The organism is Rhizocola hellebori, from assembly GCF_016862955.1.
Taxonomy (GTDB): Bacteria; Actinomycetota; Actinomycetes; order Mycobacteriales; family Micromonosporaceae; genus Rhizocola; species Rhizocola hellebori.
Genome location: NZ_BONY01000018.1, coordinates 33,678 through 45,765, shown reverse-complemented (window position 1 = coordinate 45,765; position 12,088 = coordinate 33,678). Strand labels below are relative to the sequence as shown.

Annotated in this window: 15 protein-coding genes and 1 pseudogene; 5 read left to right on the top strand and 11 right to left on the bottom strand. The window is 64.3% G+C overall.

The annotated features are described in order from the left end of the window. The first annotated feature begins 80 nt into the window (after window positions 1–80). Window positions 81–515 (top strand): DUF6210 family protein, encoded by a 435-nt coding sequence (locus Rhe02_RS16815; protein WP_203909179.1) that lies wholly within the window; start codon window positions 81–83, stop codon window positions 513–515. Window positions 516–797: 282 nt separating this feature from the next. On the opposite strand, the gene Rhe02_RS16810 is transcribed toward Rhe02_RS16815, so the two are convergent. The 6 genes and pseudogenes from Rhe02_RS16810 to Rhe02_RS16790 form a co-directional block, all read right to left on the bottom strand. Then, window positions 798–1,547, bottom strand: coding sequence for a hypothetical protein (locus tag Rhe02_RS16810; protein WP_203909178.1), 750 nt, complete (start codon window positions 1,545–1,547; stop codon window positions 798–800). A 66-nt stretch (window positions 1,548–1,613) separates the two neighbouring features. After that, window positions 1,614–1,823 (bottom strand): DUF2716 domain-containing protein, encoded by a 210-nt coding sequence (locus Rhe02_RS50910; RefSeq protein ID WP_373320640.1) that lies wholly within the window; start codon window positions 1,821–1,823, stop codon window positions 1,614–1,616. A gap of 25 nt (window positions 1,824–1,848) precedes the next feature. Beyond that, window positions 1,849–1,947: pseudogene (locus Rhe02_RS50905) on the bottom strand (DUF2716 domain-containing protein); the annotation flags it as partial. Between the two features lie 85 nt (window positions 1,948–2,032). Next, window positions 2,033–2,605: a hypothetical protein gene (locus tag Rhe02_RS16800; RefSeq protein WP_239123874.1), complete on the bottom strand. Its 573-nt coding sequence runs from the start codon at window positions 2,603–2,605 to the stop codon at window positions 2,033–2,035. A gap of 422 nt (window positions 2,606–3,027) precedes the next feature. After that, a complete protein-coding gene (locus tag Rhe02_RS16795; protein ID WP_203909177.1) occupies window positions 3,028–3,957 on the bottom strand; it encodes a WD40 repeat domain-containing protein in 930 nt (309 codons plus the stop codon). A 334-nt stretch (window positions 3,958–4,291) separates the two neighbouring features. Next, complete coding sequence (locus tag Rhe02_RS16790) at window positions 4,292–4,900, bottom strand: hypothetical protein (protein ID WP_203909176.1); 609 nt, start codon at window positions 4,898–4,900, stop codon at window positions 4,292–4,294. Between the two features lie 28 nt (window positions 4,901–4,928). Between Rhe02_RS16790 and Rhe02_RS16785 the strand changes: the two genes are divergently transcribed. Continuing rightward, window positions 4,929–5,141, top strand: coding sequence for a hypothetical protein (locus tag Rhe02_RS16785; protein ID WP_203909175.1), 213 nt, complete (start codon window positions 4,929–4,931; stop codon window positions 5,139–5,141). A gap of 203 nt (window positions 5,142–5,344) precedes the next feature. Here the strand turns inward: Rhe02_RS16785 and Rhe02_RS50900 are convergent, their stop codons facing one another. Further along, window positions 5,345–5,509 carry a PH domain-containing protein gene (locus Rhe02_RS50900; protein ID WP_373320642.1) on the bottom strand — a complete coding sequence of 55 codons (165 nt, stop codon included), beginning with the start codon at window positions 5,507–5,509 and terminating at the stop codon, window positions 5,345–5,347. A 346-nt stretch (window positions 5,510–5,855) separates the two neighbouring features. On the opposite strand from Rhe02_RS50900, the gene Rhe02_RS16780 reads away from it, so the two are divergent. Continuing rightward, window positions 5,856–6,566, top strand: coding sequence for a hypothetical protein (locus tag Rhe02_RS16780; RefSeq protein ID WP_203909174.1), 711 nt, complete (start codon window positions 5,856–5,858; stop codon window positions 6,564–6,566). A gap of 410 nt (window positions 6,567–6,976) precedes the next feature. Here Rhe02_RS16780 and Rhe02_RS16775 read toward each other — a convergent pair whose 3' ends face one another. From Rhe02_RS16775 to pepN, 4 genes are all read right to left on the bottom strand, one after another. Further along, complete coding sequence (locus Rhe02_RS16775; RefSeq protein ID WP_239123873.1) at window positions 6,977–7,813, bottom strand: oxidoreductase; 837 nt, start codon at window positions 7,811–7,813, stop codon at window positions 6,977–6,979. Beyond that, window positions 7,810–7,947: a hypothetical protein gene (locus Rhe02_RS16770; RefSeq protein WP_203909173.1), complete on the bottom strand. Its 138-nt coding sequence runs from the start codon at window positions 7,945–7,947 to the stop codon at window positions 7,810–7,812. The genes Rhe02_RS16775 and Rhe02_RS16770 overlap by 4 nt, the downstream gene beginning before the upstream one ends. Then, complete coding sequence (locus Rhe02_RS16765; RefSeq protein WP_203909172.1) at window positions 7,935–8,132, bottom strand: hypothetical protein; 198 nt, start codon at window positions 8,130–8,132, stop codon at window positions 7,935–7,937. Before Rhe02_RS16765 ends, Rhe02_RS16770 begins: the two co-directional genes overlap by 13 nt. A 669-nt stretch (window positions 8,133–8,801) precedes the next feature. Next, window positions 8,802–11,264, bottom strand: coding sequence for an aminopeptidase N (pepN, locus tag Rhe02_RS16760; RefSeq protein ID WP_203909171.1), 2,463 nt, complete (start codon window positions 11,262–11,264; stop codon window positions 8,802–8,804). 78 nt (window positions 11,265–11,342) lie between these two features. Here pepN and Rhe02_RS16755 point away from each other — a divergent pair, with 78 nt between their 5' ends. Together Rhe02_RS16755 and Rhe02_RS16750 are read left to right on the top strand one after the other, a co-directional pair. Further along, window positions 11,343–11,516, top strand: a complete 174-nt coding sequence (locus tag Rhe02_RS16755; protein WP_203909170.1) for a hypothetical protein — start codon at window positions 11,343–11,345, stop codon at window positions 11,514–11,516. A 215-nt stretch (window positions 11,517–11,731) separates the two neighbouring features. Continuing rightward, window positions 11,732–12,085 carry a hypothetical protein gene (locus Rhe02_RS16750; RefSeq protein ID WP_203909169.1) on the top strand — a complete coding sequence of 118 codons (354 nt, stop codon included), beginning with the start codon at window positions 11,732–11,734 and terminating at the stop codon, window positions 12,083–12,085. Window positions 12,086–12,088: the final 3 nt, after the last annotated feature.

Here is a 12,088-nt window from a genome sequence, read left to right as displayed (position 1 = left end):
GAAATACTGAGGTCTAACATCAGATGTACAGCCGACCCTGAAATGACGAGATGCTCTTCCGCCAATCCGCAAGGACACAAATGTCAAACAACGAGGAGACGACCATTCATGTCGACTTCAACCCGCAGGATGCTGTTCCAGAGGTACTTGGATTGATCGTGGCCGCTCCAACGGGCGTGCTATACGGCAATCAATGCGGTGGTTTGACCTGTCTGTACCAGGAACTCGAGGGATACCTTGTGAATGTCGGTCGAGCTCAGTCATTTATCGAGTTCTTCGCAAAATTCAAGGGCCGACCTCCAATAGGAGCCGCCGACTGGAGTGAAACAGATCTTGCTCAGCTGGCAGCCATGGTTCGCGACGAGGTGTTCTATTTCGTTGAGGAAAGTGGAGGCGGCGACTCAAGAATCCCCTTAGCTCTGGACAGCACCAACGTGCAGAGGCTCACGGAGGGGTGGATACCGATCCGGGCAGGCGAACAAGTAGGGGCGCTCGTGTTCGCGAATTCCGACTAGAGCTTGTTCTTCGGATAGGCGGGATTGGGCGATGAGACAACTACGGCAGCACCCGCGATCGCGTTTGTGTCCGAAGATTGAATACAAACCAATGCATAACAATCGGCGCCGATCCTGTCGGCCTTGATCCCGTTGGTCTAACTGCTGGTCATTTGCGGCGTTCCATTGCTCGGTACCTTTGCGGTGGAACGCCGCTCAGGGTCTTCTATGGTCTTACTACCATTCGTGTCCGTCCCGTCTGGACGTTTGCGCACGGCTTACCCACTCGATTTCGCATGTGGGTCACCGGAAGAACTGTGGTTGGAGCGGGTCGGGTGATGTCAGGTCTGGGCACTCGGCGGCAAACCCTTCCGACGCCGGTCGCCAAGCGCCCTGATCCGGACGCCCGCTCAGCCGATCCGCCTCCTTGATCGCCGCGATGAGCTGCTCCGTGGTGAGTGGGATTGCTGCCACATAGATTTGACCGACGTGGTGGCAGTGCATCTCCCATCGTGGGCGGTCCGTTAGCGGCTCGCCCGCGACGACGATCAGGTCCTGGAACTTCCAACCCAAAGGCCCGGCTAACTTGCTCAGCGTGGGCCATCGATGTTCATTCTGCCGGTCGCGCACCAGCCTTCCCATAATGGTGCTCACCGACAGCACGACAAACGGAAGCTCCCTTGGCCCCAAACCCCTGTTGTGCAACAAACCTCTGAGAATTGTCGCGAACCTGCTGGCGTCTGGATGCAGACCTCTCATGCCGAGTGGTTCCGCAAGCATGGCCACGTGTGGCACCGCGGCCGGCAACGTGTGAATGAATGCCTTCAGCGCCGCCATCTGCGAGTGATCGCAGAAGGTAACGCGGTAGGTGAACTCTCGCACCACTCGCAGGTCGCGCTCCGGCGGACGGAGTTCTGCGGGCACCGGATGCCCAGCGATCACCAACAGGTCCGAGGCGAGCATACCGAGCGCGCCCGCTAGTTCGACACATCGACTCGGATCTGTATTGGTGCCGTGAGTCACCAGGTTCCTTAGAAGGTCAGCCCGCTCCACCTAGCCACTGTATGCCTGCGTCAACCTCGTGGAAATTCGCCAGCGTCTCAGTTTCGAGCAACACCGCTATCGGCTGTCGTTGCGGCGCATCGGTTTGCCCAGGAGCGTGTCTAGTTCAGCTTCGACGAGGTCGAGAAGTTCTTGTCCGAAGACGCACAGAGTCGACTCCCAGGGGTGGCCGAAGGTACCGAACTGGAAGTCCTCGGCGAGGTAGATGTAGCAGTCGCCGTCGGGGGTCGCTGCCGGCCGGAGTCGTGACGGCAGCGTGCACGACATCCACCATCCGGTCCAATCGCCGGTAAGTCGGGTCGTCATCGAGGCTACGCAGGCTCCAGGTCACTGATGGCGACGGCTCGGTGATGGCCGGGAACCGGCGGATGCTCGGCCGAAAGTTGAACATCGCGTAGAAGCGATCCCATATCGCGTCGTCGACGCCGGTCAATGCGCGGTACGCCCTCAAAGCCACCTCCGGCACCCGTACTCGATCAAGGCCGGTGCCACACGGTGATATCGCTGCTCGTAGCCACCACGAGCGTCCGCCCCGAGGGAGAGAATCCGGCGGCACGCAGTTCGGAGTAGTTCGAGTGGAAGATGTGCCACCAGTCGGCACCGAGCATCCCGCGGTAGGCGTCGGCGCCTCGGCCGGACAGCAGGATGCGCTCATTGGGCCAATCTGGCGCAACGACATCGATCTTCCAACCGTCGCCAGTGGTGGCGTGGAGACCCCCGCCGAACAGACCAGCGATCCGCACGCGCGTGTCGTCCAGGACACCGATCCCCGGGCATGACAGGTCAGGTCCGATCGGGTAGCACAGATCGGCGTCATAGTCCCTGGCCGTCCTCGTGCCCGATGCCGAATCGAAGAGCCCGCGACCGTTGTGCGAGGTAACCATGAGGAGGTCGGCGCCGGTGACTGGGTCCAGTGCGAAGCCGACACCGATCAGCCCGCCGACGGCGATGGTCGTGTTCTGTCCGTGAAGTCCGATCCATGGCGCCGGTGCGGGCATAACCGGTGCGCCGAGGAAACGATCCCGAAGCTGCTGCTGATACTCAGTCACCAATCCGCCTGCACCTCCGTCATATCAGTCTTCATCCACCGCGAAGGCCACCACGCAGACGCCCCCACTTGTGGCGACGACGAGGGCGGCGAATGTGACAAGGCTCCACAGGTGTTCATTGTCGTACGGCCCAGGCAGTCCAGCGAGGAGTCGCTCAATCCTCGCCAGGCGCGCAGCGGAGTCCAACGCGGTACATCCCTTCACGTCGCACGCGGTGCCGATGAGATGGGCGGAGATGCGGCTCCGCCCGGGAAATGCGACATCCCCCAAGTGAGAGATCCACCGAGAGACCGTGCCGCTCGCGATCCTCTAACTGCAGCCCCAGGTGACGTGCCCGCTTTTGCGGGGATCCGGTGCCAAGAACACGTGCACGGAATCATTGATCGGATGCTGCGACGCGCGTCGCGCCTGCGTGTCACGAATCAGGTCAGGCCAAAATGAGCGATCCGCACACCCCCGGGCCCGGCTGTGGCGATCGCCTGCTCCCCGCCGAAGGTCAGCAGCACGGGGTCGAACCCCGCTGCGGGCTCGCCCAGCAACTCGCCGGTGAGCGCGTCCCAGCGGCGCACGACGTCGTCATCGCCCGACGTGAGCAGTTGTGCTCGGCCCCCGACCCACAGCGGGAGCACGGTCGCGGCACCGGGGTGAGCCTGGATCGGGGTTCCCACTGGCTCACCGGTCAGCAGATCCCAGCGACGCACCTCGCCTGCCGAGTCACCCGACACGAGCAGTGTCCGGCCGCCGGCCAGGGTGATCGCTTTCATCCAGTGCGCGATGCCCTTGTGGCCCACCAGCGGCGGGCCGACCTGTAGGCCGGTCGTGGGATCCCAGCGGTGGATCGTGTGCGACCAACCCGTCGCCAATACGATCGGATCGCGGCCAGGCAGCGCGATTACCGACACGGCGACGATGTGATCGTCGTGGCTGCCGAGGTCCGGCAGAGCCTGCCGCGTCGCGGCGTCCCACCTGTGGATCACGAACGGGTGTCCGTGCCCGGCGCCGAACAGGGTCTGCGTGCCGTCGGGCATGCGGGCCACGGCCATGCCCCAGATCATGTCGGTGATCGACTCGTCGCCACCGATCGCCACGCCCGTGATGGCGTCATGCCACCACACGCCGTTCTCAGTGGCCACCGCCAACACGGGAGTGCCACCATCGGGGTGGCAGACCGCGAAGTCGTGCGTGCCAGGCCAATCGGTGTCGAAGACCGTGACCTGTTCACCGGTAGCCGCGTCCCAGGCCCGGACCGCCTTCGAGCCGCCCGTCAGCAGACGTAGGCCGCCGTCCGGCCCGCGAAACGTGCGCAGCGCCCACGCCGTCCCTGGATGCGGTAGCACCCGCTGCTCGAACATCGGTCCCCTTCGGTCCACCGTCGGCTGACCCTAGCAGCTCAGGCAATGGGGACGACGCTGCGTTGAAGGCGGCCGCGCTGAGCCACTGGCAACAGGCGCACACCGCCTATACCGAGCTGGGCCACCCAGCCGCGGCCTGGGGTCCAAATCGAGATCGAGTCTTCCGGGGTCTGAGCTTCTGCGGTTTCGATAAATTCCGGTGTCGGCATGGTTCGGCACGCCTCGGTACTACCTTGGCGGCAATCACCCGGTTCTGGATGGTCAAGTCGGCCTGAAGTCCATATTGGACGGCGCAGCGGCGGACTCGGCGCAACCGAGCCCGCCGCGACGACGCTTACACTGGGCAGCCGACCCATCTCAGCGGCGCGTAGAGCGTCGCGGAGTACGTCCTGCCGGCCGAATCGACGGCGCGCAGGTCCGCGAGGCCGTCATAGTAGGTGCCGGCCTGGAAGCAAGGCCCGTTGGACCAGCAGGCCAGCGATGGGAACTGCACTTCTTGGCAGGAGTTGTAGGAGCCGGGAACCTGCTGCGACTCGCCGAGATAAACCCAGTACATGTCCATGGTGGCGCCGAGCTGTTCCGGGGTGCCGCCCTGACACGAGACGAACAGCTCGAACCTGACGAGGCCACCCCCGTAGGCCGGGCCCCAGCTAGAGACGTAGCAGATGATCCTCGCCGTGACGCCGACCTTCGCCTTGCTGGTCAGCACGACCTCGGTGGTTTTTCCGGGGGTCAGGATCTGCACTCCCGCGGCCACCTTGGCCGCCCGCGCCGCTGCGTGGGAGCCGCCGTCGACCCCGCCGGAGGCGGCCGAGGCGGCCGCAGGCGTGACGACGGCCGCAGACACGACCACGGCCGTCGTCACGACCGAAAGCAGTGTTTTCCAGTGCTTTGACAACACGTCCTCCACTGTCAAACAGGAATAGAATCGATAGATTCGCATCGCATGCTGGACACCTTCTGGGCGGCCGATGAATCGCCACTGGACGCGCCCGGCGGGCTGGGCCAAGATCGGTGTTGGAAGGTCCCTCGACGCCATGGAGCCCAACCCGACGGCGCAAGCAGAAAAATCCGAGCGATGCGTTGGTACCAAACACGTGTGGCAGGCCGGGCAGGCGCAGCTGCGCTATGACGCGCACGCCGGTGTGGTGTGCGTGCGCCGGGTCGATCACCTGTCCCGATGAGGGGCCCCTGGGCCAGTACCGCCGATCCGGCCAGGGCACCGGGTTTGGCCAGCAGGATCTCCAGCCTTTGTCGTATCCCAGACGCGACAGTGCCACGCTGCCGACAGTCGCGAGGTATCAACGACCCGCTGGACGCTCTCACCTAGATATGCGCTAAAGCCGTTAGCGTTGAACGATCTCGGCTGTTTGTCAGAACTCCGGCCTTATGAGATGGTCATGCTGGCACGGGCGTCCACGGCGGCGCATTCGACGGACTTGACTTGTGACCAGGGTATGAGCCTTTGGCGGCTATCGATCTGGCTGCGGATGCGGACGCCGTTGTCGTCGATACGAACCCCTAAGCGCAGGGTTCGCCAGATTCCCCACACGGATCCGGGGACGATAGTCACGCCGAGGGCAACGGCGAACCAGTCTCGTTGAGCGAACCCGTTGCGGACGCCGTCGCCCGCTTCGCGCCGACCTGATCTCCTCGGTGCGCCTTTGGGTCTTGTCACGGAGGGAACGGTCTCCGGTCGTCGTCGCTGCGCGCCGACAGATCTTCCTCGGTGCGCTTTTGATTTTGGTCGGTGAGGGACCGGCAGGTGCGACGGCTTCGGGTGACTCGGTTCCGGCGTTGCGGCGGGCCGGTGTGATCTCTGTTCGCTCGGAAGTCTTCTGCCGCAGCTCGATGAAGGTGGGTTCACGGCTGGCGGCCGTTTCGGTCAGACTGGTCCGATGAGGGGCACCTGGCTCGGTGGTGATGTGATTGATGCCGACCGGATCGACTGGACAGACCCGGGTGGTCATCAGCCGCGATCGGATGAGCGCATGCTGTCGCGGCGGCGTCGAGTTGCTGCGACGGGGACAACTGGTGCAGCGGTCGTTGTCCTGGCGGTAGCCGCCTTTGCGTGGTGGAACCCGCTGCGCTTTGTCCACCTGATGACCTCCACCCACGACTGGCATCCATCGGCAGTGCTCGCCGGCAGCGTGGTGATGCTCATGTTCGCGGGTTGGCTGGGCCTGCGCAGCCCAACGGCGGTGCGGGCAGCGTTCTCGTTCGGCATGCTCGCCTTGCTTGCCTTCGCCTCTTTCGCGGCGCTGGCCGATGTGGCGCACGAGGTCGCCACCTTGGACCCGGGCAAGGGGCCGAGCGTGGTGGCGGTCTCACCAGACAGCCGCTACGAGATAATCGTGGTCTACTCCGGCGATCTTATCGCCGCCGATACCGCGGTCGTTCGTGTGCGTTCCCGTAACGGCCTGCTCAGCCGAGAATCCACCGACCTTGGATGCGTCCGCCCGGCAAACTCCGAGCCTGCCGCGCTCATTGTCACATTCACCGGCCCGCACGACATCACGGTCGACGCCAACGACGGACGTTCCTGGCAGGCAGGTTTCGACCCGCATGCCCTGCGCCCCACCGTAACCTTCGGTCTTCCCTGCCAGTGACCGTGACACCCCACATCATCTGCCGGCCTGGCGAATTCCACAGAGTCCGTCAGATATGTCCGGACGCCTGGCACCTCGTGCGTCCACGCCCGTTCGCGGCTGGCGGATCGCCATTCGATCCTGCTTTGCTTGCGCACTGCCCAAGAACCCGACGTTGAAGTCGTCTTGATGAGAAGTCCGACCGCGATCGTTGCCAGGCGTCGATGATCCACTCCGTGAGGAGCTTGACATTCGCTCCGACCATCCCAGGGCATGTCTTGGGCGAGATCCCAACGCATTCAATCGAATCTCGCCATACAAATGTCGGTGTCTCATTTGGCGGTGGTCAGTTGAGACAGTCGCGAGCCTGCGGTGGTCGGCTGTGTGGCGAGTGCAGGTGGCCGGTCGTCCGATCTGGACCGATGACTGGTTCAGCGGGCCAGTGCCGAGAATAGTGCTACTACTGCCCGGTCGAAGAGTCTGTCGGGCAGCAGCCAGCGTGCCACGATGGCGGCTCGTGCCCCACGTCCCACGGCGTAGCGGGTGCGTGGCCGTTTCGCGGTCGCGGCGTGGGCGATTGCCTTGGCCACCACGGAAGGTGACGATATGTATCTCGGTTCGGCTAGCAGAGTCAGGGCGTAGCGCCGAGCGTAGTCGCTGTAGGCTCCGCTGCCCGAGGTGGCCAGCAGTCGCTGACTGGCTACTTGCGGGAACTCGGTGTCAATCCCGCCGGGTTGGATCAGTATCACGTCGATGCCCATCGGTTTGAGCTCCACCCGCAGGCAGTCGCTGAGCCCTTCCAGGGCATATTTTGTCGAGTGGTACCAGCCGCCGAGCGGCTGATACATCTTCGCCCCTACCGAGGAGACGTTGATGATCCGGCCAGATCCTCGCGCCCGCAGATGGGGCAGGGCAAGCTGGCAGAGCCTGGCCACCGCGAAGACATTGACCTCGAACTGCCGTCGTGCCTCATCCATCGGTACGTCCTCCACCGCGCCGAACGACCCGTACCCGGCGTTGTTGACCAATACGTCGATGCGGCCTGACTCGGCGAGTACGCGATCGACCAGTTCCACGACCGCGGCGTCATCGGTGAGGTCAACCCCGGCCGTGTGGATGCCAAGGGCGGCAAGCGATGTCATCCTGTCCAGCCGGCGTGCTACCGCGTACACGATGAACCCGAGCTCGTGCAGACGCCGCGCGGTCGCCTGCCCGATCCCGGCCGAGGCGCCGGTGACGACGGCGACCTTGCGATCCATCGCGGTCATCGCCCGGCCATCCACGTGCGGTCGCCGGCGACCATCGGCAGCTGATCCGCTCTCCATGCACGCAACGCGCTTGCCTTCACCGGCCAGCCCGGCACCGGCAGCAGGTGCCGATGGCGGACGATCACCGCCAGCATGATGATCGCCTCGCCGCGCTGTTGACCACATAGACCTTCTGCTGCCGCGGCCAGCCGCTGACCACATCACCGGCGGACCGGATCGCCTCGATGAAAGCCCAGCGGATCCCGCACAAACCCGAGGCGTGACCCAATACCGGCAACCAGCCCGGCAGCCTCGGCGTGCCGACAACGTCGACGACCATGACACAACTCCAGCCCCTGCAACGAACAGAGTGATCATTCTGATCGTGCCAGAGATCAACCGTCAACAGCCTAAAAGCCTCAACCTCCCACCACGCCGGCAATTGCCAATACGCGATCCAGCGTCCGCACGGTGGGAGGATCTACCACCAGGGCTTCCTGGAACTCGCTGACGCGGTACACGGCTACGACAGCGGCCGCGGCTCCGGCACCTCCGCCGGATTTCTCTCAGGCCACCACGTCGTGTCACGACACTTCGGAACCTCATAAGTGTCAAGAGCAGATGCCACTCAGGCTGGCACTGCTCATCGACGACAGTCGGCCCGGCAATCCATGCCGACTCCTCGCCGGCCGGCGCCAAAGCATCACGGACAAGACCAACAAGTGCAACGGGAAAGATCTGTCGGCGCGAACCGGCGACGCCGACAGCTTGACGTTAATTTTGCGACGCAGGGGCGATCGCGGCTCGCTGCCTTCGGAGGTGGGTCACTACGCGGCGGGCACCAAGTTGGCCGTAGGCACCGTCTCGATCACGCAGTCTTCGGTCGGCTCCGGCTGGACGTCGACCTTTTGCGTCGCCCCTTACGTAGCGGCAGATCAATGCGCGGATCCAATGTGGCACCCTCGAGGGCTGCGGCTTCGCGTCGCAGCCCAGGTCGCGTTCGCCACATTCACATCGCACGGGTCCTCAGCATCCGGGTGAGCAGGTCAGTCGAGGTGATGACTCTTTTGGCGACAACGGGGCTTACCGTTTCGGATTGGGCGGCGGCGACCGCTCGCTGTGCGAACTCCTCGTCAACACCGGCACTTGGATACAGTCCGGCCGACAGCGTGATGGCGGGGATCATGCCACCGCGGTCTAGGGTCGGAAGGATGTCAAGGTAGCGGTCGGCGTACTGGGCGAGGATCTGTCCTTGTGATCGGCGCCAAAACGCACGCCGGATCACACCGATCGAACCCACGGGCACCGTGTGGTTGACCATCGCCATCCATGCCGCTTCCTTCGTTTGCGCGTCGGGCTTGGCGGCGTCAACGGCGAGCGCCTTGATCCAGGCATCCGGGTCGGGGTCCTGGGCGACGAGCCGCTGGACCTCCGCCTGGTCGACGGTGTCAATCTCGGCGAGCCGGATCAGCACGCGCCACTGCAAGTCAATGTCCCCGTCGGCCATCGCATTCAGCCGGGTCAGCTGGTCAGCGGTGATCGCAGTTTCGGCCAAGGCGCGTATGACGGATTTTTGCTGCGGCTGCTGCGTCGCAAGCTCGAGACAGAGGTCGGCGACCTGTTCGAGCAGGTAGTCGCGTAGCGGGTGGGCGGACCAGTTGTCGGCCGCGTCGACGACCAGCGACAGATAGGGTTCGATGAGGGTATCGGCCGGATGGTGGCGCAAGACCGCCACGACAACACCGACAATATCGGCAGCGGGCAGTTCACCTCGCATGAGCATGTCCCAGGCAGTTGAGACGGCCAAGGCGCGCGACAGCGCTGAGGGCAGGTAGTGGGCCGAATCGAGCAGCGCGCGTGTCGTCGCCGGATCCGGCCGCACGGAGGCGAACGTGAGGTCGTCGTCGTTGACGAGGAGGATCGCGGCGTCGCCGATGTCCACCATTTCGGTTCGCTCGCCGCTGGTTTCGACGCTGACAACGTCACGTCGCACCAGCGCCGCTCCGGATTCATCCCGTTGGTACACACCGATGTTGAGCCGGTGGGGCCGAGGCGGCATGCCGTTGGGGCCTGCGGCGTGCAGCAGGTGACCACCGGCCTCGCCGGCTTCGAGGCGGAGCTGATCCGTGCCGGAGGCGTCGAACCAGCCGGCCGTCCAGCCGTCCAGGTCGCGGCCGCTGGCCTGTTGTAGCTCACTGATCAGGTCTGAAAGCCGGGTGTTGCCCCAAGCGTGCTTGGCGAAGTAACTACGCAGCCCGGCCACACACGCTTCCTCGCCCACAAACGCAAACAGCTGCTTGAGCACGCTGGCGCCCTTGGAGTAGGTGATCGCGTCGAAACTGGCGACTGCGGCGCAGACATCTTCCACGGGTTGCCTGATCGGGTGTGTCGTGGGCGCCATGTCCGCCGCGTAGGCGGACAGCTTGCCACCGACGAGGAAGCTGGACCAGGCGTCGGTGAACGGAGTCGCTGCCTCGGCTGCCCAGTGGGCTGCCCACACCGCGAAGGCCTCATTGAGCCACAGATCTTCCCACCAGGTCATCGTCACGATGTCGCCGAACCACATGTGGGCCATCTCGTGCAGCAGAACGCCGGCTCGCCTTCGGCGCTCGTTGTACGTGGGAGGGCTGCGGAACACCGAGGAGTCGGCCCACGTGACGCAGCCGTAGTTCTCCATGGCGCCGCCCATGTCGGGGAGGAAAACCTGGTCGTACTTGCGTTGCGGGAACGGGAAACCGAACCGGTCGCCGAAGAAGATCAGGCCGCGCGCGGTCAGCTCGAAGAGCTCTTCGGCGTCGCGTTCGAGGAACCGCGCCAGCGAACGCCGGCACAGCAGTCCGAGGTCGTACCCCGCGCGTTGGGACCGGATTTCGTGGAACGCGCCGGCGGCGATCACGGGAACGTAAGTGGACAGGGGCGGCGTGTCCGGGAACGCCCACTGTCGGTGACCATTACCGACCGCGGTCACGATAGGGTCCGCGCTGTTGCTCACCACGTGCCACTCAGCCGGGGCCGTCACCGTGAAGCGGTGTGGTGCTTTGAGGTCCGGCTGATCGAAGCAGACCCAAGCGCGGCGGGCATCGTCGGGTTCGAACGAGGTCCACACGTAGACAGCTTTGTCGGACGGGTCGACGGAGCGGTGTACCCACTCCGCGTGCGATGTCTGTGATTGAACCGACTCGACCACCAGAACGTTGTCCTCGGACAGGTCGGTGAGCTGGATGCGTCCGATCGAGATCCGGCTCTTGTCGACCGGCACACCATTAAGCGTCGCCGACACGACGGTGAGGGCCGCGTCGGCAAAGGTCGTCGCGCCAGGCCTGCGGCACGAGAACCGGACGCTGGCCACGGCCCGGAAATCAGCGCCGTCGAGCATGCTCGTCAGGTCGATCGCCACGTCGTAGCGGTCCACATGGATCAGCGCGGCCCGATCCTCGGCCTCAGCTCTGGTAAGGCTAGGCAAGTCCTGCATAAAGCCTCCATTCAAAAGGGGGTACCCAGGCGGCGCTCGACTCGGTGTGATGGGTGCTACGTCACGAAGCTAGGCGAATTGCCCACAGACGACAACGATGACAATCAACCAATAGGCCTGGACGACGCCCCGGCCAAGCCGGTACCCAAGCCTGAGCTATGGCGGCCCCTCTTCTTCGATCTTGACCACCGCGCGTATGTCCTGCGCTTCTACCGGGAGTCAATCGAGGATGCGCCCGAGGAATTCGGCTGATTTCCACCATGCCGAAGGTGGTTTCGCCGTTGGCCCCGGCCAGGGCCAGACCGTAATCGGCCCGGCCTCCTGCTCGGTGCCGCATGTTCTCCTCGCGACCGACGCACGCGTACTAGAACGTACAGCGAGGGCCTTGTCGCCCCGCTGGGCAAGCTCATGCGGCTCGGCACATGACGCCCGTTGATGAGGTAGACGATCTCTGCCATCCTGCCTCGGTGAGTTTCGACCTAATGCTTCTCGACCCCGACAACGTCCCGACCGTCGAGGCGATCTATGAGGTCCTCGAATCAGATCTACCGGAGCAGCCGCTCACCGCTCGTATGCGCGCGATGATCGACGAGTGCAGCTCCCGATGGCCCGCCTACGATGGCGCCGGCAACGACGTCGATTCGCCGTGGGCCTCTTGGCCATTGGTCGGCGACGAGGAGCTTCCCGTCATTGAGCTCAACATTGTGTGGGATCACGCAGCCGCGATGCTCTCGACGCTCATCGAGATTGCCCAACGTCACGACTTGGTGCTCTATGACCCGCAGAGCGGCACGATTCATCTTCCCCCGCGGCTGACATAGATA

What these genes read in the sequence shown, in the direction of transcription:
- pepN (WP_203909171.1), bottom strand. Translation starts at nt 11,264, where the DNA reads ATGCAGGACTTGCCTAGCCTTACCAGAGCTGAGGCCGAGGATCGGGCC.
- Rhe02_RS16770 (WP_203909173.1), bottom strand. Translation starts at nt 7,947, where the DNA reads ATGCTGGCGGTGATCGTCCGCCATCGGCACCTGCTGCCGGTGCCGGGC.
- Rhe02_RS16790 (WP_203909176.1), bottom strand. Translation starts at nt 4,900, where the DNA reads ATGCGAATCTATCGATTCTATTCCTGTTTGACAGTGGAGGACGTGTTG.
- Rhe02_RS16775 (WP_239123873.1), bottom strand. Translation starts at nt 7,813, where the DNA reads ATGACCGCGATGGATCGCAAGGTCGCCGTCGTCACCGGCGCCTCGGCC.
- Rhe02_RS16765 (WP_203909172.1), bottom strand. Translation starts at nt 8,132, where the DNA reads ATGGTCGTCGACGTTGTCGGCACGCCGAGGCTGCCGGGCTGGTTGCCG.
- Rhe02_RS16795 (WP_203909177.1), bottom strand. Translation starts at nt 3,957, where the DNA reads ATGTTCGAGCAGCGGGTGCTACCGCATCCAGGGACGGCGTGGGCGCTG.
- Rhe02_RS16780 (WP_203909174.1), top strand. Translation starts at nt 5,856, where the DNA reads ATGAGGGGCACCTGGCTCGGTGGTGATGTGATTGATGCCGACCGGATC.
- Rhe02_RS16785 (WP_203909175.1), top strand. Translation starts at nt 4,929, where the DNA reads ATGAATCGCCACTGGACGCGCCCGGCGGGCTGGGCCAAGATCGGTGTT.
- Rhe02_RS50910 (WP_373320640.1), bottom strand. Translation starts at nt 1,823, where the DNA reads ATGTCGTGCACGCTGCCGTCACGACTCCGGCCGGCAGCGACCCCCGAC.
- Rhe02_RS16815 (WP_203909179.1), top strand. Translation starts at nt 81, where the DNA reads ATGTCAAACAACGAGGAGACGACCATTCATGTCGACTTCAACCCGCAG.